Annotated in this window: 18 protein-coding genes; 9 read left to right on the top strand and 9 right to left on the bottom strand. The window is 59.5% G+C overall.

The window, feature by feature from the left end; genetic code table 11:
• The first annotated feature begins 2 nt into the window (after positions 1-2).
• The 8 genes from lptC (at position 3) to BW686_RS02280 (ending at position 5,523) form a co-directional block, all read left to right on the top strand.
• Positions 3-575, top strand: a complete 573-nt coding sequence (gene lptC, locus BW686_RS02315; RefSeq protein WP_084914033.1) for an LPS export ABC transporter periplasmic protein LptC — start codon at positions 3-5, stop codon at positions 573-575.
• Complete coding sequence (gene lptA / locus BW686_RS02310) at positions 562-1,110, top strand: lipopolysaccharide transport periplasmic protein LptA (protein ID WP_084914032.1); 549 nt, start codon at positions 562-564, stop codon at positions 1,108-1,110. Before lptC ends, lptA begins: the two co-directional genes overlap by 14 nt.
• Positions 1,111-1,836 (top strand): LPS export ABC transporter ATP-binding protein, encoded by a 726-nt coding sequence (gene lptB / locus BW686_RS02305; RefSeq protein ID WP_084914031.1) that lies wholly within the window; start codon positions 1,111-1,113, stop codon positions 1,834-1,836.
• Between the two features lie 182 nt (positions 1,837-2,018).
• A complete protein-coding gene (locus BW686_RS02300; protein ID WP_084914030.1) occupies positions 2,019-3,512 on the top strand; it encodes an RNA polymerase factor sigma-54 in 1,494 nt (497 codons plus the stop codon).
• Between the two features lie 74 nt (positions 3,513-3,586).
• A complete protein-coding gene (hpf, locus tag BW686_RS02295; RefSeq protein ID WP_084914029.1) occupies positions 3,587-3,895 on the top strand; it encodes a ribosome hibernation-promoting factor, HPF/YfiA family in 309 nt (102 codons plus the stop codon).
• Positions 3,896-3,906: 11 nt separating this feature from the next.
• Positions 3,907-4,374: a PTS IIA-like nitrogen regulatory protein PtsN gene (gene ptsN, locus BW686_RS02290; protein ID WP_084914028.1), complete on the top strand. Its 468-nt coding sequence runs from the start codon at positions 3,907-3,909 to the stop codon at positions 4,372-4,374.
• 2 nt (positions 4,375-4,376) lie between these two features.
• Complete coding sequence (gene rapZ / locus BW686_RS02285) at positions 4,377-5,234, top strand: RNase adapter RapZ (protein ID WP_084914027.1); 858 nt, start codon at positions 4,377-4,379, stop codon at positions 5,232-5,234.
• Between the two features lie 16 nt (positions 5,235-5,250).
• A complete protein-coding gene (locus tag BW686_RS02280) occupies positions 5,251-5,523 on the top strand; it encodes an HPr family phosphocarrier protein (protein WP_084914026.1) in 273 nt (90 codons plus the stop codon).
• Between the two features lie 42 nt (positions 5,524-5,565).
• On the opposite strand, the gene BW686_RS27030 is transcribed toward BW686_RS02280, so the two are convergent.
• From BW686_RS27030 to pmbA, 4 genes are all read right to left on the bottom strand, one after another.
• On the bottom strand, positions 5,566-5,691 hold the full coding sequence (locus BW686_RS27030) for a hypothetical protein (protein WP_256898031.1): 126 nt from the start codon (positions 5,689-5,691) through the stop codon (positions 5,566-5,568).
• 11 nt (positions 5,692-5,702) lie between these two features.
• Positions 5,703-6,314, bottom strand: coding sequence for a superoxide dismutase (locus BW686_RS02275; protein ID WP_084914025.1), 612 nt, complete (start codon positions 6,312-6,314; stop codon positions 5,703-5,705).
• A 1-nt stretch (position 6,315) separates the two neighbouring features.
• On the bottom strand, positions 6,316-6,777 hold the full coding sequence (locus BW686_RS02270; protein WP_084914024.1) for a tetratricopeptide repeat protein: 462 nt from the start codon (positions 6,775-6,777) through the stop codon (positions 6,316-6,318).
• 283 nt (positions 6,778-7,060) lie between these two features.
• On the bottom strand, positions 7,061-8,407 hold the full coding sequence (pmbA, locus tag BW686_RS02265; RefSeq protein ID WP_084914306.1) for a metalloprotease PmbA: 1,347 nt from the start codon (positions 8,405-8,407) through the stop codon (positions 7,061-7,063).
• 107 nt (positions 8,408-8,514) lie between these two features.
• Between pmbA and yjgA the strand changes: the two genes are divergently transcribed.
• Complete coding sequence (yjgA, locus tag BW686_RS02260; RefSeq protein ID WP_003377535.1) at positions 8,515-9,036, top strand: ribosome biogenesis factor YjgA; 522 nt, start codon at positions 8,515-8,517, stop codon at positions 9,034-9,036.
• Between the two features lie 48 nt (positions 9,037-9,084).
• On the opposite strand, the gene tldD is transcribed toward yjgA, so the two are convergent.
• The 5 genes from tldD to BW686_RS02235 form a co-directional block, all read right to left on the bottom strand.
• Positions 9,085-10,527 (bottom strand): metalloprotease TldD, encoded by a 1,443-nt coding sequence (tldD, locus tag BW686_RS02255; RefSeq protein ID WP_084914023.1) that lies wholly within the window; start codon positions 10,525-10,527, stop codon positions 9,085-9,087.
• A gap of 2 nt (positions 10,528-10,529) precedes the next feature.
• Positions 10,530-11,375: a carbon-nitrogen hydrolase family protein gene (locus BW686_RS02250; RefSeq protein WP_084914022.1), complete on the bottom strand. Its 846-nt coding sequence runs from the start codon at positions 11,373-11,375 to the stop codon at positions 10,530-10,532.
• Positions 11,376-11,423: 48 nt separating this feature from the next.
• Positions 11,424-15,239 carry a YhdP family protein gene (locus tag BW686_RS02245; protein WP_084914021.1) on the bottom strand — a complete coding sequence of 1,272 codons (3,816 nt, stop codon included), beginning with the start codon at positions 15,237-15,239 and terminating at the stop codon, positions 11,424-11,426.
• Between the two features lie 181 nt (positions 15,240-15,420).
• On the bottom strand, positions 15,421-16,878 hold the full coding sequence (rng, locus tag BW686_RS02240) for a ribonuclease G (protein ID WP_084914020.1): 1,458 nt from the start codon (positions 16,876-16,878) through the stop codon (positions 15,421-15,423).
• Positions 16,875-17,477 (bottom strand): Maf family protein, encoded by a 603-nt coding sequence (locus BW686_RS02235; RefSeq protein WP_084914019.1) that lies wholly within the window; start codon positions 17,475-17,477, stop codon positions 16,875-16,877. Before BW686_RS02235 ends, rng begins: the two co-directional genes overlap by 4 nt.
• Positions 17,478-17,535 lie beyond the last annotated feature (58 nt).

Here is a 17,535-nt window from a genome sequence, read left to right as displayed (position 1 = left end):
TTATGTTCACTAAAAAAATTCGGAAGTTCCTGCTTTTCGGGGTGCTGGCAGTGCTGCTGGCAGCGGTCGGCTACTGGAATATCAGCCCGGAAAGCTTTATGGATCAACCTGTGGGGGCCGTTGACGACACCGTCATCGACTACTATGCAATCAATACCCGCAGCGTGCAGTACTTGCCCGACGGCAAACTTCAGTACGACATGACTGCCGATAAGGTAGAGCATGTAAAGGCCACCGACGTGAGCCTGCTGACGACACCCAACCTGCACATGTACCGTGGCGGTGAATTCCCCTGGCACGTGCAGAGCAAACGGGGCGAAGTGTCGTCTGCTGGCGATCAGGTCGAGTTGATCGATGCCGTCCGTGTCGAGCGCACCGATGAAAAACAACGTACGACTATTATCACCAGTAGTCGCATGACCGTATTCCCTCAGAAGCAATATGCGGAGACCGACCAAGACGTTAGAATCGACGGCGCGGGCGGTGTCACTACAGCCAAGGGAATGAAAGCGTATTTGAAAGACAGCAGGATGGACCTGCTCTCCAACGTAAGAGGACAGTATGAGTCTCGTTAAAACTCTTCCTTTATTGCTCGGCCTGGGCGCAGCACTGGGAAGCGCGAGCGCCTGGTCCCTGCCAACCGACCGCGATCAGCCGATCCACATCCAGTCTGACGACGCTCAGCTCGATGACAAGAAAGGCGTTGCAACGTACAAGGGCAACGTCATCATCACCCAGGGTTCGATGAAGGTCACCGGCAACACCGTGACCATCACGCGTAATGCCCAAGGCGAAGTCGACGTGTTCACGTCCGTCGGCAATCTGGCCTATTACGAGCAAAAGCCTGCGCCGGACAAACCGATCGTGCAGGCCTACGCCGTCACGATTCAGTATTACGCCGGGCAGGACCGCATTGTCCTGATCGACAAGGCCAAGGTCATCAATGACGGCAACACGTCCGAAGGCGAGAAAATCGTCTACGACACGGTCAGACAGGTCGTCAGCGCAGGACGGGCCAATGGTGGCACCAAGTTGACCACACCACGTCCGCGTATCGACATGGTCATCCAGCCTAAAAAGAAAACCGATCAACCGCAGAAGGCCCAGTAAATGGCGACGCTCAAAGCCCAGCATCTGGCTAAAAGCTATAAGGGCCGACAGGTCGTGCGCGATGTGAGCATTTCCATCGACAGCGGCCAGATCGTCGGCTTGCTCGGCCCTAACGGTGCTGGCAAGACCACCTGCTTCTACATGATCGTCGGCCTGGTTCGTGCCGATCAGGGCCGAGTGCTGATCGACGACCTGGACGTCAGCCACCAGCCGATGCACGGTCGCGCACGCGCAGGCATCGGGTACTTGCCGCAGGAAGCCTCGATCTTCCGCAAGCTGTCCGTGTCCGACAACATCATGGCGATCCTCGAGACCCGCAAGGAACTCGACGCCGCCGGGCGCCGCAAGGAGCTGGAAAGCCTCCTGCAGGAGTTTCACATCACCCACATCCGCGACAACCTGGGCATGAGCCTGTCGGGTGGCGAGCGTCGCCGCGTCGAAATCGCCCGTGCCTTGGCCACCGCGCCGAAATTCATCCTGCTGGATGAACCGTTTGCAGGCGTGGACCCGATCTCGGTGGGCGACATCAAGCAGATCATTCACCACCTGAAAGCCAAAGGCATCGGTGTACTGATCACTGACCACAACGTTCGTGAAACGCTGGACATCTGCGAAACGGCCTACATCGTCAATGATGGACAGCTGATTGCAGAAGGTGATTCAGAGACCATTCTTGCGAATCAGCTCGTGAAGGAAGTCTATCTCGGTCACGAATTCCGCCTTTGATCGACTGCCGCCAACACATCGCGGCGCTCGAAGCCTGAGCAGCGTATTGACATTATTTTATTTGTCATAACGCTCTAGGCAAAGGTACAGGTTTCAGGCATATAATTTGCTTAATGATGGCGCTCCGGCGCCTGTAGTAGATGGCGCGTGTGCGCCGGCGAATAAGGTGTTTAGCCCCTGCCATGAAACCATCGCTAGTCTTGAGAATGGGCCAGCAGCTGACGATGACACCGCAGCTGCAACAGGCAATCCGCTTACTTCAGCTTTCCACTCTGGACCTCCAGCAGGAGATTCAGGAGGCGCTGGAGTCAAACCCTATGCTGGAGCGGCAGGAAGAAGGCGACGACTTCGACAACTCCGATCCGCTTGCCGACAACATCGAACAAAAGCCCAATCCAGACGTTCAGGAACCGACTTATCAGGAATCCGCCCCTACCGTGGACAACCTGGAGGACGGCGAATGGAGCGAGCGCATCCCGAACGAGCTGCCGGTTGATACCGCGTGGGAAGACGTTTACCAGACCAGCGCCAGCAGCCTGCCGAGCAACGATGACGACGAGTGGGACTTCACCACCCGCACTTCGGTCGGCGAAAGCCTGCAAAGCCACCTGCTGTGGCAACTGAATGTTGCGCCGATGTCCGACAAGGACCGCCTGGTTGCCGTCACACTGATCGACTGCATCAACAATCAGGGTTATCTGGACGAGACGCTCGAAGAAATCCTCGAGTCGTTCGACCCAGAACTGGACATCGAGCTCGACGAAGTAGAAGCCGTCCTGCATCGCATTCAGCAATTCGAACCGACCGGTATCGGCGCCCGCAACCTGAGCGAATGCCTGCTGCTGCAACTGCGCCAGTTACCGGCCAAGACGCCGTGGCTGTCAGAAGCACAACGTCTGGTCAACGACTACATCGACCTGTTGGGGAGCCGTGACTACGGCCAGTTGATGCGGCGCATGAAGCTCAAGGAAGACGAGCTGTGCCAGGTCATCGAGCTGGTCCAGAGCCTCAACCCACGCCCGGGGTCGCAAATCGAGTCCACGGAAGCCGAATACGTCATTCCTGACGTGATCGTGCGCAAAGACAATGAGCGCTGGCTGGTCGAACTCAATCAGGAGTCCGTGCCGCGTCTGCGCGTCAATCCGCAATACGCCGGTTTCGTGCGTCGCGCCGATACCAGCGCAGACAACACATTCATGCGCAATCAGTTGCAGGAAGCCCGCTGGTTCATCAAGAGCCTGCAGAGCCGCAACGAAACTCTGATGAAAGTGGCCACCCAGATCGTTGAACACCAGCGAGGCTTTCTCGAATACGGCGACGAGGCCATGAAGCCCCTCGTCCTGCATGACATTGCCGAAGCCGTGGGCATGCACGAGTCGACCATCTCTCGCGTGACCACCCAGAAGTTCATGCACACCCCACGCGGCATTTACGAGCTGAAATACTTCTTCTCGAGCCATGTGAGCACCTCCGAAGGCGGCGAATGCTCGTCTACGGCGATCCGCGCAATCATCAAAAAACTGGTCGCTGCGGAAAATCAGAAAAAGCCGTTGAGTGATAGCAAGATCGCTGGTCTACTGGAGGCACAAGGCATTCAAGTAGCCCGTCGCACAGTCGCCAAATACCGCGAATCACTCGGGATAGCGCCTTCCAGTGAGCGTAAGCGATTGATGTGATGCAGGCAGAGCCACAGCGTCCCGGTGACAGGCACTACGCCTGCCGCTTTATGCACTGGCAAAGGAGAAACTGTATGCAAGTCAACATCAGTGGACACCAACTGGAAGTGACCAAGCCCCTTCGTGAATACATTGAGCTCAAGCTCAAGAAGCTCGAAGGGCATTTTGACAAGATTACGAACGTGCAGGTCACGATGGCGGTCGAGAAGCTTCAACAGAAGATCGAAGCCACCCTGCACATCCACGGTGGGGAGGTGGTTGCCAATGCGCAACATGACGACATGTATGCGGCTATCGATCTGCTCACTGACAAGCTCGACAGACAATTGCTCAAGCATAAGGAAAAGCAGCAAAGCATCCTTAAAGGTGCGGCCGCTCGCTAACGCCCATTCAAATGATACGAATTGAAAATATCCTGACCCCCGGCCGTTCGATAGTGAACGCGCCGGGCGGCAGCAAAAAACGTGTACTCGAAGAAATCGCCAACCTGATCGGTCGTGAAGTACCGGGCATGGATTCGGAGACGGTATTTGCAAGCCTTGTTGCCCGCGAAAAACTGGGATCGACCGGTTTCGGCAACGGTATCGCCATTCCTCACTGCCGTCTGGCCGCCTGTGCGCAGCCTGTCAGCGCAGTCATGCATCTCGCCACCCCGGTTGACTTCGATGCCATCGACGGTGCGCCGGTCGACCTGCTGTTTGTACTGCTGGTTCCGCAAGCCGCTACCGATGAGCACCTGGAATTGCTGCGCCAGATCGCCAGCATGCTCGACCGCAGTGATATGCGTGAACGCCTGCGCGGTGCTAAAAGCAGTGAAGCGCTTTATCAAGTCGTGCTCGACGCACAGAGCGGAAAACCCTGACCATGCGCATGATTATCGTCAGTGGCCGCTCCGGCTCGGGCAAAAGCACCGCGCTGGATGTATTGGAAGACAGCGGCTTCTACTGTGTCGATAACCTCCCGGCCGGCCTGCTGCCCGAACTGGCCGAGCGCGCATTGATCAACACCGAACTGGCCGAGCCATTACTGGCGGTTTCGATTGATGCGCGCAATCTGCCAAGCCACCTGACCCGATTTCCGCAAATGCTGGATGAAGTGCGCTCGCGCAATATCCAGTGCGACGTGCTGTACCTCGATGCAGACGAATCAACCCTGCTCAAGCGCTTTTCGGAGACCCGACGTCGCCACCCGTTGAGTACGGTCGACCGCTCACTGGCCGAGGCAATACGGGACGAGACCACGCTGCTCGGCCCGATCATCGATCTGGCCGACCTCAAGATCAACACCACTCACCTGAACCTCTACCAGCTGCGCGATGCGCTCAAACTGCGCTTGCTGAACAAGCCCGAGCCAGGTACTGCGTTCCTTATCGAGTCTTTCGGCTTCAAGCGTGGCATGCCCGTCGATGCAGACCTGGTGTTCGATGTGCGCTGCCTGCCAAACCCCTACTGGAAGCCTGAACTGCGTGACCATTCGGGCCTTGAGCAGCCGGTCATCGACTACCTGTCGGTGCAGCCTGACGTAGAAGAGATGTTTCAGGACATCTTCTCCTACCTCAATAAATGGCTGCCACGCTTCGCAGCCAGCAATCGTTCATACGTTACCATTGCCATCGGCTGCACTGGCGGGCATCACCGCTCCGTCTACCTGACCGAACGGCTCGGTCAGGTCTTGCAACAATCACTCAAAAATGTTCAGGTTCGCCACCGCGACCTCAGCTGAAAGGATTTTTTCTGCGATGCCCGCTTGCGAAATCACCATCATCAACAAACTGGGGCTGCACGCCCGCGCCGCGGCCAAATTCGTCGGTGTAGCAGGCAAGTTTCCCTGCAAGATCAGGGTCGGTCGCACGCCGGAAGCCATGGTCGATGGCAAAAGCATCATGGCCGTGATGATGCTGGCTGCGGGCAAGGGCACCGATATCCATCTGCACACCGAGGGCGAATTCGAAAAGGAAGCGCTGGACGGACTGATCGAGCTGATCAATAACAAGTTCGACGAGGGCGAGTAAGCCCTCGCGCCAGCCCCACCTGCAAACCCTCACGCCAGCGCTTTATCCGCCGCGCAACGCACTCAGGCCCTGCCCTGCCAGCAACGCCATTCCCGCCAGAAACAAAACCGTCCCGACGATCAGACGCAACCGCCTCACGGGGCGGATGGCGAGGCGTTCAGGACGCATAGGCAACCTTGTCAGGCCAGTGCGGCTGCATAGCGTCGGGCGACCTCGTTCCAGTTGATCACGTTGTAAAACGCATTGATGTATTCAGGGCGACGGTTCTGATACCGCAAGTAGTAGGCGTGTTCCCATACATCCAGACCCAGAATCGGTGTGTTGCCGTTCATCAACGGGCTGTCCTGGTTGCCACTGCTTTCAACGATGAGCTTTTTGTCCGGTGTAACGCTCAGCCAGGCCCAGCCACTGCCGAAACGGGTCAACGCAGCCTTGGTGAAGGCGTCCTTGAAACGCTCGAAGCCGCCCAGTTGCTGATCTATGGCGTCTGCAACAGGACCGTGAGGTGATCCGCCGCCATTGGGCACCATGACCTCCCAGAACAGCGAATGATTGGCGTGACCGCCCCCCTGATTGATGACTGCCGGACGCAGGCTCTCGGGTAACTGACTGACACTGGCCACCAGTTTTTCGACGGACCAGTCGGCAAACTCAGTCCCTTCGACTGCCGCATTCAAGTTGTTGATGTACGTCTGATGGTGCCGGGTGTAGTGAATTTCCATGGTTTGCGCGTCGATATGCGGCTCAAGCGCATCGTAGGCGTAAGGCAGTGCGGGCAAGGTGTAGGACATATCAATGTGCTCCGTGAAAAAAGCCGGACGAGACAGCCCTGTCGTGCTGTAACGAAGAGCGAAGGTGCTCGCTGTTGCTGCTCAGCAGCCGGTGGGTGCGCGGGTACTCGCCGTGCTCGCTGATAAAACTCAGCAGCTCGGCGTAGGTTTTACTGCTGTGGCGCAACGCCGCCTGACGCAAGGACGGCGGCAGGCGCTGGCTCTGCATGGTCTGCAGCAGGTGCTGATGGATCGCACACAGGTACTCCGCACTTTCCTCCGGCTGACCGAGGCTGAGGTGCAGGTCCGCCAGGTTGTGATGGGAAATCACGCAGGCAGCGACGGCCTCATCGACATCCGCCCAGCGCTCGAACAGCACCTGCGCCAGCGCCAGCGCCTGGAGGTACAGCTCTCGGGCCTCGACCCATTCACCGAGACTGAAACAGCGATTGGCCTGTTCAATGGTGCGTTTCCAATGCTGCATGACTTACCTCCTGAGGCGCTGGCTGGCCGGATCACGTGATACCAGCGACCACAACACACCTTCAAATGATATTCATTATTAAATGAGATTTTGACTCAACACAAGCCCGTTGATGAGATTGATTCTTGAAAAGAGGATAAGGCGAGGCGCCAGGAGCTGTCGAAGGCTCATGACTTTTTTGATCTGGAGGGCGTAACGCGGCAAAGATGTGTGAAGCGGAGTGTCGTGGACGGCATGCCAATGCAGAGCATTGGCATGGGATCTGGTCAGGCGGGTAAGGGACTCAGCTTCCCGCGACCATCATGCGTTCGATCAGGACCGAGCCGGTGCGGATGTTGCTGCGCAATTCAAGATCGCTGCCGACCGCGACGATTTGCTTGAACATGTCGCGCATGTTACCGGCAATGGTCACTTCCTGAACCGGGAACTGAATCTCGCCGTTCTCGACCCAGAAACCTGCGGCGCCCCGGGAATAGTCACCCGTCACCATGTTCAGGCCGCTGCCCATCAACTCAGTGACCAGCAAACCACGGCCCATGCGTCGGATCAGCGCGTCCTGATCCTCGGAACCGTGAGTCACGAACAGGTTATGTACGCCGCCCGCATTGGCAGTGCTTGGCATGCCCAGTTTGCGACCGGAATAAGTGCTCAGCACGTAAGACACCAGATCGCCGTTTTCCACGAACGGTTTGGCGTAGGTCGCCAGACCATCGCTGTCGAACGCCGAACTGCCCATCGCGTGCATCAGGTGCGGACGCTCATCAATGGTCATCCACTCCGGAAACAACCGTTGGCCAAGCGAGCCTTCGAGGAACGACGACTTGCGATACAGGCTGCCGCCCGAGATCGCACCGAGAAAGCTGCCGAACAGCCCACCCGCCAGCTCGGCGGCAAACAGCACGGGCACCTCACAGGTCGGCACAGGGCGCGCGCCCAGACGGCTCGCTGCGCGTAACGCTGCCTTGCGACCAATGCTTTGGGCATCGGCCAGCAACGAGCCTTTACGGTTGACGTCGTACCAGTAGTCACGCTGCATCTGGCCTTCGCCTTCAGCGATCATCACGCAACTCAGGCTATGGCGAGTCGACGCATAGCCCCCGATGAAACCATTGCTGTTGCCGTACACGCGGCAACCCTGGTGAGTGTTAAGGGTGGTGCCGTCAGCGTTCTTGATCCGGCTGTCGGCATCAAAGGCTGCCGCTTCGCAGATCAGCGCTTTCTCGATGGCTTGTTCGGGCGTGATGTCCCAGGCGTGATACAGATCGAAGTCCATGACTTCCCTGGCCATCAGCGCAGCATCGGCCAGCCCGGAGCTTTCGTCCTCGGAGGTGTGCTCGGCAATCGCCAGTGCAGCAGCCACCGTTTCACGAATCGCATCGGCGCCTGTGGCCGAGGTGCTGGCCGAACCTTTGCGCTGCCCTACATACAGGGTGATACCGAAGCCTTGGTCACGGTTGAATTCGACGGTTTCGACTTCACGCTGACGGACCGATGTCGACAGCCCCTGGTCCACTGACACGGCAACTTCGCAGGCGCTGGCGCCCTGACGCCTGGCTTCAGCGATGATCTGCTCGACCTGTTCCTGCAGCTCGGGCAAGGCCTGTGGGCCGACGCTTTGGGTTGCACTCATGACTTTCTCCATCAAATTCTTCTTTCAGCACAGGCCGAATACCGACCGGGCCGGACAAGCGGCCCTCGACTGGTTATCATGGCGGCGTTTATTTGCGGACGGCCCCCATGGTTGATTCTTACGACGACTCCCTCGACGGGGAGAAAAGCAAAACCCAGGTCAAACGAGAGCTGCATGCTCTGGTTGACCTTGGCGAGCGACTGACAACACTCAAAGCCGATGTACTGGCCAAGCTGCCGCTGACCGACGCCTTGCGCAAGGCTCTGGCCGAAGCGCCCAAGCACACGGCCAACATCGCCCGAAAACGGCATATTCTGTTCATCGGCAAGCTGATGCGCGATCAGGACCAGGAAGCCATTCTTGTGCTGCTGGACCAACTCGATGCCTCCACTCGCCAATACAACGAACGTTTTCACAATCTGGAGCGCTGGCGAGACCGCCTGATCGCGGGTGATGACGCCGACCTCGAGAAGTTCGTTATCGAATACCCCGACGCCGACCGTCAGCAATTGCGTTCGCTGATCCGTCAGGCGCAACACGAAGTGGCGCGTAACAAACCGCCGGCCACAAGCCGCAAAATCTTCAAATACATCCGTGAGCTGGACGAACTTCAACGCGGTCTGCGTTGATATCGATCTCGGGGCAGGCAACGGCTGGTTGCTGGCCCCGACTCACCTTCAGTTGCCTGTGCCGCCGACCGTGATCGCATCGATCTTCAAGGTAGGCTGGCCCACACCGACCGGCACTGACTGACCATCCTTCCCGCACGTACCCACGCCGCTGTCCAGCGACAGATCATTACCGACCATCGACACTCGGCTCATCGCTTCAGGCCCGTTGCCGATCAAGGTCGCACCTTTCACGGGCGCCGTGATCTTGCCGTCTTCGATCAGGTAAGCCTCACTGGTCGAAAACACGAACTTGCCGCTGGTGATGTCCACCTGCCCGCCGCCGAGGTTGGCGCAGTAGATGCCGCGCTTCACCGACGCGATGATTTCCTGCGGATCGCTCTGCCCGCCCAGCATGTAAGTGTTGGTCATGCGCGGCATCGGCAGATGGGCGTAGGACTCGCGACGACCGTTGCCGGTTCGTGCCACGTCCATCAGTCGGGCGTTGAGCTTGTCCTGCATGTAGCCCTTGAGCACGCCATTCTCGATCAGCGTGGTGCATTCGGTCGGCGTCCCTTCGTCATCGACGCCCAGCGACCCACGACGTCCGGCCAGGGTGCCGTCATCCACGATGGTGCAGAGTTTCGACGCGACCATCTCGCCCATTCGCCCGCTGTAGGCCGAACTGCCCTTGCGGTTGAAATCGCCTTCCAGGCCGTGGCCTACCGCCTCGTGCAGCAGAACGCCGGACCAGCCGGAACCCAGCACGACCGGCAACGTGCCCGCTGGTGCAGGAATCGCTTCCAGATTGACCAGTGCCTGACGCAACGCTTCACGGGCATAGCCCATCGCACGGTCATCATTCAGAAAATAACGATAGTCGGTGCGTCCGCCACCGCCGTGCCCGCCCCGTTCGCGACGGCCGTTCTGCTCGACAATGACGCTCACATTGAAGCGCACCAGCGGGCGCACGTCGGCGGCCAGACTGCCATCGGCGGCAGCCACCAGAATGCGTTCCCAGACGCCGGCCATGCTCACCGAGACCTGCTGAATGCGCGAATCCAGCGCGCGCGTGGCGACATCGATGCGCTTGAGCAGGTCGACTTTCTCGGCACGGCTCAGCACTTCCAGGGGGTTATCCGGGGCATATAATAAATGGGCCACTTCCTGTGACTTGAAGGCCTGCACCTGACCATTCTGGCCGGCGCGGGAAATAGAGCGGGCAGCACGGGCCGCCGCGCTCAATGCATCGGCAGTGATGGCGTTGCTGTACGCGAAGCCGGTCTTCTCACCCGACTGAGCGCGCACACCCACGCCTTGATCGAGATTGAAACTGCCTTCCTTGACGATGCCGTCTTCGAGCGACCATGACTCGGAGATCATCCCCTGAAAATACAGATCAGCCGCGTCGATGCCAGGCCCGGCAAGCTCACCCAACACCGATTGCAGGCTGTCGAGGGTCAGGCCGCCAGGTGCCAGAAGGTGTTCGCTGACTGAGGACAGTTCACTCATATTTACTCCGAAGCAGGACGCATGGCGTCCTGCGAAAAAAAGCGCCGGTGACTGGACACCGGCATCCGCGTCCGTATGGACGCTTGTTCTTCACTGTCACGTGTGGCCAGCAGCACGGCTTCACCCTGCGCTTGCTGAGCCAGCACACGGCCCCATGGATCGATAATGGCCGCGTGCCCGTAAGTCTCGCGAGGCCCCGGATGGACCCCGCCTTGTGCCGACGCCAGCAGGTAACACTGGGTTTCGATGGCCCGCGCCCGGATCAGAATGTCCCAGTGCGCAGCCCCCGTGACCGCCGTAAATGCCGACGGCGCGGTAATCAGTTCAGCGCCCGCTTCGCGCAGCGCGGTGTACAGCTCGGGAAAACGCAGGTCGTAACAGACCGTCAACCCCAGACGACCGACAGGTGTGTCAGCCACCACAACCTTGTTGCCATGAGCATAGTCGTCTGATTCCCGGTAACGGCCTCGACGGTCGGCAACGTCCACATCGAACAGGTGCAGCTTGTCATACCGTGCGACCTGTTCGCCGTGTTCGTCGATCAGCAATGAACACGCCGTCACCTTGCCATCGGGCCGGTCAGTCGGCGGCAGCGGCAAGGTTCCGGCAACAATCCATAACTTGAGGTCGCGAGCGGCCAGTTTCAACCACGGCAGGATCGGGCCTTGCCCCAATGCCTCGGCACGACCGATATCAGCCACGTCGCGGCGACCCATCGCCACGAAGTTTTCAGGCAGCACTGCCAGCCTGGCGCCCCCTTCGGCAGCCTGTTCCAGCAACGCACGTGCGCGGCTCAGGTTGGCTTCGACGTCGCTCTGGCTGACCATCTGAATCACGGCAAAAGACATCGCGCCCCGCTCCTTGATGACATGGCCACCACTGTACGCCATGCGGCGCTACTGAGGTTTCTCAAATGGCTTGTCGAATGTGATCTTCGGTTCTTTCCACGGCCCTTCGACCTTGTACTGCACGCTGGCAAAACGGGCAACCCGGTCGCCCAGCAGCTTGTCGACCAGAAACAGCGCCCCGCCGATGGCAGGCGCGCCGACAATCAGCGCGGCGATGGGCAGGTTGTTGGTCACCGGCAACGTCACCAGCAGTTTGGCGTCAACCCGGTCGCGAACCATGTCCAGCGTACCGTTGAGTTCCAGATTGCTGGACGGCCCGGTCAGGGTGATCGGATTGCGCGTGACGTACACGCCATCGCTGGCCACCAACAGCCCTTTGACCCGGTCATAGCTCAAACCTTTACCAAGCAGGTCGGAGAAGTCCAGCCGCAGACGGCGACCGATGGAGTTGAAGTTCAACAGGCCGAATACACGCAACGCCTGGGCACCGCCCTCGACCTCGACAAACTGCCCTCTGTTCAACGTAGCATCCAGGCTGCCGGAATAGCGTTTGAGACCGACCCAGGCAGGCGACCCCGGCCAGCGTCCGTCAACATTCAATTCGAAACTTTCACTGGTCACGGTCGGCGCAAAGTTCCAGGCCTTGAGCACGTCCGCCAGGTTCTTGCCCGCCAGATGCCCCTTGAACCAGCTGCTGCTGGCGCCCGGTGCGCCTTCCCACGCACCGTCACCTTCCAGCAGAATGCCTTTGAGGCCCAGGCTCAGGTCCGACATACGCATGCCGGTAGGCGTTGGGCGAATCTTCAGCGCCCAGGCACCCAACAACTGGTCGCCCTGAAACAGCTGGGCGATCTTGACGTCCAGCGCCGGAATATTGCGCGGGTCGATATTCGCCAGCGGGTCGGGCGCGTTTTCGACCACTGCTGCCTTCGGGTCGGAAGCCGGCAGGCGCACATACAGCATGTTGATGCCGATGGGCGCAGACTTGGCGTCCGGAAGCAGCGCAGTGCCCTTGGCCAGCGCACTGTCCAGCGACAAGGCCCAGGCTGCAGCGTTGCGCTGCAACTGAACACGCACATCATTCAACGTCGTGCCCATCGCCGTCAGCTTGCCGATCTGCAAGTCCACGCTGCTGAGCAATTGCTTGGCGCTGCCACCCGGATCACCACCGGCATAACGTGCTGCCAGCTCCTGCCAAGGCGCGACGTCCAGCTCAGACAATTCGCCACGGATCCGCACGCCTTTGGCATCAGGCACTATCGCCCCGCCCCGGCCCAGGTACAGTTCGCCACGTCCGTCGGCGAACTTGCCGCCAGGCGCCGCGAAGGCAAAGTTGGCGAGGTTATCGTAGGCGGCACCCAGTCGACGCTCGGCGCCTTGCAACGTCATGCGAAATTCGCTCGGACGCTCTTCATCGGCCGTCTTGCCAAACGGCGCAGGCAGGTCAATCGCTACGCCCTTGAGCGTGGAGTTGATCAACATCGGGCTGTCTTTGGTGTCCAGCGTCAACTGCAACTGATAAGGCAGGTCGCCGGAAACCGGCAACGGCTGAGTGACGCTCAGCCAGTCAGTCAGTTTCTTCACGGTGATCTGGCCGTTTGCCACAATGCGCGTCACATTGGCGCCCGGCTTGCCCTCGGCGGCGATGTCTGCGGTCACCGGGCGATCAAATGCCTGCGCCTTGATGCCCTTGCCGCTCAGCCCGCTATTGCTGTCGAACCGGAAGTCGCCTTTGAGTCGAGTCAGCTCCAGCACCGGATCGGCCAGTTTCAAGCGCGCATTGTCCGTGCTGAAATCCACCAGGACTTTAGGCTCGACGCCCTTGGCCAGCGGGATGTCCAGCTTCAGCTTACCGTCCAGCGGCCCTTCGCCTTGCCATCCGGCAAACGTACTGCCCGTGCCAATCGGCGCTTGCTGAAGAATTTTCAGGCCGTCGCCCAGGCTGCCGGAGAAATTGCCATCCACCAACAGGTGACTGTCCTGCCCTGACGGGACGTGGGGAATATTGACCAGCACGTTGCTGATTCTGGTGTCCAGCAACTGCCCCTTGCTCGCCTTCACGCGCACGCCGCTGTTTTCAACGTACACCTTGCCATCGACACCGGTCAGTGAAGGCCAGCCCGGCTGGAACGCCAGCGTTGCGTTGCTGACATCAAAAAACAGACTGATGACCCGCGCGGTGTCGGGTGAACTCTTGTTCAGCGACCCCTGGTACTGGAAAAAACCTTGCTTGACCGCCCCGCTCACCACCGCTGTCCGCAGCCAGTGATCGAGTTCCGGGCTGAGTTCGGTCGGCAGGTACTTGCTGGTATAGCGACCGTCGCCGTCGACCATGCCGACGCGTAGGTCCATGTAATCTTCCTGTTCATGGCTGAGGTGGATCTTGATCAGGAAGTCCGCAGCGATCTTGCCCTCGTCCCCCAGCACTTTGATGTACGGGGCGATCAGGGTGAAGGCCTGATCATCCAGCTTCCAGGTGAGGCGCGCGTTGGCTTTATTGTAAAACCACGGCTTGGCGAAGATCGGGTCCAGGTGCAGCATGAAGTCATTGGTGTCGAGCCGCAGTTCGCCCTGCCCCAGATCACCGCTGATCGCACCGCTGACGTTTCCAGCGGCGGGCGCACCGCGATACGCATTGAAACCGACATTGTCCAGATTGGCCGCGAAACCGAGGCGTTTGTCACCCGTGGCTTGAGGACGGTAATCCAGCAAAACGTTACGCAGCCCACCCTTGACGTTGAGACCGTCGACCACGGCCATCGCTTTTTCCGGCAAAGGTGCGAGGGAGTCGATCAGCGGCGTGAGCGGCGTAAGGTCCAGGCGATCAGCCTGCACATGCCACAGCTCTTCGCTGTCCGGCGTGGCGGCGGTTTGCGTCAGCTGCAAACGGCTTTCCCAACGGTTGCTGCCCAGGCTCATTGCCAGTGAATCGAGATTGAGGTCGAAACCTGCGTCTGTGCGGGCGAACCAGGCGTTGAGTGCCAGATTATCAACGGTCGATGGCTTTCGACCGGCGTAAACGCCTTTGATCTGCGGCGCATTGAGGCGTGCAGTGGCGCTTTGCACGGTGCCCTTGCCCCAGCTCATCCACAACTCGCCGCCGGCTTTCAGCGTCGACAAGGTCCATTCACGCGTCAGGCTTTTCGGCAGCCACTTGGCCCAGTCGCTTTGCGGGACGCTGGCGTAGACATCGGCTTCGCCGTCTTTCCACTGACTGGCCTGGATGCGCGAGCGCACGTTCAGCGCCAACGGCTGACCGTCCGGCAGGGTCAGGCGTGCGTAGAGACGCTGATGGTAGCGGCCTGTGGTCAGGCTCAGGTCTACGTAGGTCAAGGTCAGAGGCGCAGCGTCAAACGGTTGCACCGTCACCTGGCTGTCGAGCAGCGACAGGTGCTCGACCGTCTGCATCTGATTGAATACCTGCTCGGGGTCGAACGGGCTGTCGTCACGTACCGGCAAGCCCTGCACTGCCCAGTGGCCGTCCTGATCCTGCTTGAGAATGAACTGCAGACCGTCTACTTCAAGGTGGGCGATTCGCACGTCGCGGGCCAGCAGGCTTTTCCAAAGGTCGGGAACCACCCGCACGCGGTCCAGGCGCAAGGCCTTCGAGCCCTCACCGATCATCACATCGTGGGCCAGCAAGACCGGGGCAAATCGGCTCCAGCTACCCTCCAGGCGGCCGATGCTCAGCGGCATGCCCAGCGCACTGCCGGCTCTGGTTTCTACATCGACACGGTATTCGGCGACCAGCGGCGTGAGCTGGCGTCCAAGGCTGACATACAACGCCGCGAGCACCAGCAGCAATGCGCACAGGCTGAGGCCCCAGCGAGTCAGCGTGGCAACGATGCGAGGAAGACGTCCCATCTCAGGATGCCCTCCGTTGCGGGATGCAAAAACTCGAATCGGCGAATTGATTCCGGCCCAACTGTGCAGGTGCGGTCAAGTACAGGTTTTGCTCGTTTGCCACACATCATTCTCGATAAAACGGCATACCTGCCAGAAACCCTTCGGGCGCTCGTTGTCACTTTTCACACGGTCAGCACCCTCAGAGCAGCACCACGTCGTATTGTTCCTGCGAGTACATGGTTTCTACCTGAAAACGGATGGTCCGGCCAATAAAGCTCTCCAGTTCAGCCACATTGCCCGATTCTTCGTCCAGCAATCGGTCCACCACGCGCTGGTTGGCCAGAACGCGATAACCCACAGCCTGATAGGCCCGGGCTTCTCGCAGAATTTCACGGAATATCTCGTAACAGATGGTCTCGGGTGTTTTCAGCTTGCCGCGCCCTGCGCAGCAATGACAGGGTTCGCACAGCACCTGCTCAAGGCTCTCACGGGTACGCTTGCGGGTCATCTGCACCAGACCCAGCTCGGTGATGCCGATGATGTTGGTCTTGGCGTGGTCGCGCTCCAGTTGCTTCTCGAGCGTGCGCAGCACCTGACGCTGGTGTTCACCGTCTTCCATGTCGATGAAGTCGATGATGATAATGCCGCCTAGGTTGCGCAGGCGCAGTTGGCGGGCAATGGCGGTTGCCGCTTCCAGGTTGGTCTTGAAGATGGTTTCTTCCAGGTTGCGATGCCCCACGAACGCCCCGGTGTTGACATCGATGGTGCTCATCGCCTCGGCCGGATCGACCACCAGATACCCGCCCGACTTGAGCGGCACCTTGCGTTCAAGGGCTTTCTGGATTTCGTCCTCGACACCGTACAGATCGAAGATCGGCCGTTCGCCGGGATAATGCTCGAGACGGTCGGCAATTTCAGGCATCAGTTCAGCCACGAATTGCGTGGTCTTCTGAAAGGTTTCCCGGGAGTCGATACGGATTTTCTCGATGCGCGGGCTGACCAGATCGCGCAGGGTACGCAACGCCAGACCGAGGTCTTCGTAAATCACGGTGGGCGGACTGACGGTCTTGATCTGCTCGGCAATCTGATCCCAGAGCCTGCGCAGGTAACGAATGTCCATGAGGATTTCGTCGGCACCCGCCCCTTCGGCAGCGGTGCGCAGGATAAAGCCGCCAGCCTCCTTGATGCCTTCAAGGGCGACGCAATCACTGACCACTTTCTTGAGCCGCTCGCGCTCGGCCTCGTCCTCGATTTTCAGAGAAATGCCGACATGGGCGGTCCGCGGCATGTACACCAGATAGCGCGAGGGGATCGACAATTGCGTGGTCAGGCGTGCGCCCTTGCTGCCGATAGGGTCTTTGGTGACTTGCACGACCAGGCTCTGGCCGTCATGCACCAGCGACGCAATGCTCTCGACGGCAGGGCCTTCGCGCATGGAAATTTCCGATGCATGAATGAACGCCGCACGATCAAGACCGATGTCGATGAACGCTGCCTGCATGCCGGGCAGCACCCGCACGACCTTGCCTTTGTAGATATTGCCGACGATGCCCCGCCGCTGGGTGCGCTCGACATGCACCTCTTGCAGCACACCGTTTTCTACCACGGCCACCCGCGATTCCATCGGGGTGATGTTGATCAGGATCTCTTCACTCATGACTTGTCACCTTCCAGGCATTGCCAGCAGGGTATGCCGAAACGGCCGAGCAGTTCTGCGGTTTCGCACAGAGGCAGACCAACCACCCCAGAATAGCTGCCTTGCAGGCCTTCGACGAAAATCGCTGCCAATCCTTGAATGGCGTAGCCGCCGGCCTTGTCGGCCGGTTCGCCACTGGCCCAATAGGTCTGCGCCTCATGGGCCTGAATCGGGCGAAAACGCACGAGGCTGGTCACCCTACGGGTTTCACTGCGTTGCCGATCACAGAGCGCGACGGCCGTCATCACCTGGTGTTCGCGTCCGGACAAAGCAATCAACATGGCCAGGGCATCTGCTTCATCGACCGGCTTGCCAAGAATGCGCCCATCAAGCACCACTGCTGTGTCAGCGCCCATCACGCAAGCGTGCTGATCAACCGGCAGCAACGCCAATCCGGCCTCAGCCTTGCCGCGCGCAAGACGCTCGACATAGGCCGCAGGGGTTTCGTGATCAAGAGGAGTTTCGTCAATCCGAGCGCTCAGAACGGTAAAGGGCACACCGATCTGAGTCAGAAGTTCGCGGCGGCGCGGCGAGCCAGAAGCCAGATAAAGCGAGGGCATAAGGACATCTCCGTGTCTGTGCGGGTGAGCGCGAAGGACGACGCTGCGGGGCGTCACG

Source organism: Pseudomonas syringae (genome assembly GCF_002157375.1).
In the GTDB taxonomy this organism is placed as follows: Bacteria; Pseudomonadota; Gammaproteobacteria; order Pseudomonadales; family Pseudomonadaceae; genus Aquipseudomonas; species Aquipseudomonas syringae_T.
The sequence above is the reverse complement of the archived record's forward strand: the minus strand, read 5'-3'. Positions and strand labels throughout refer to the sequence as shown.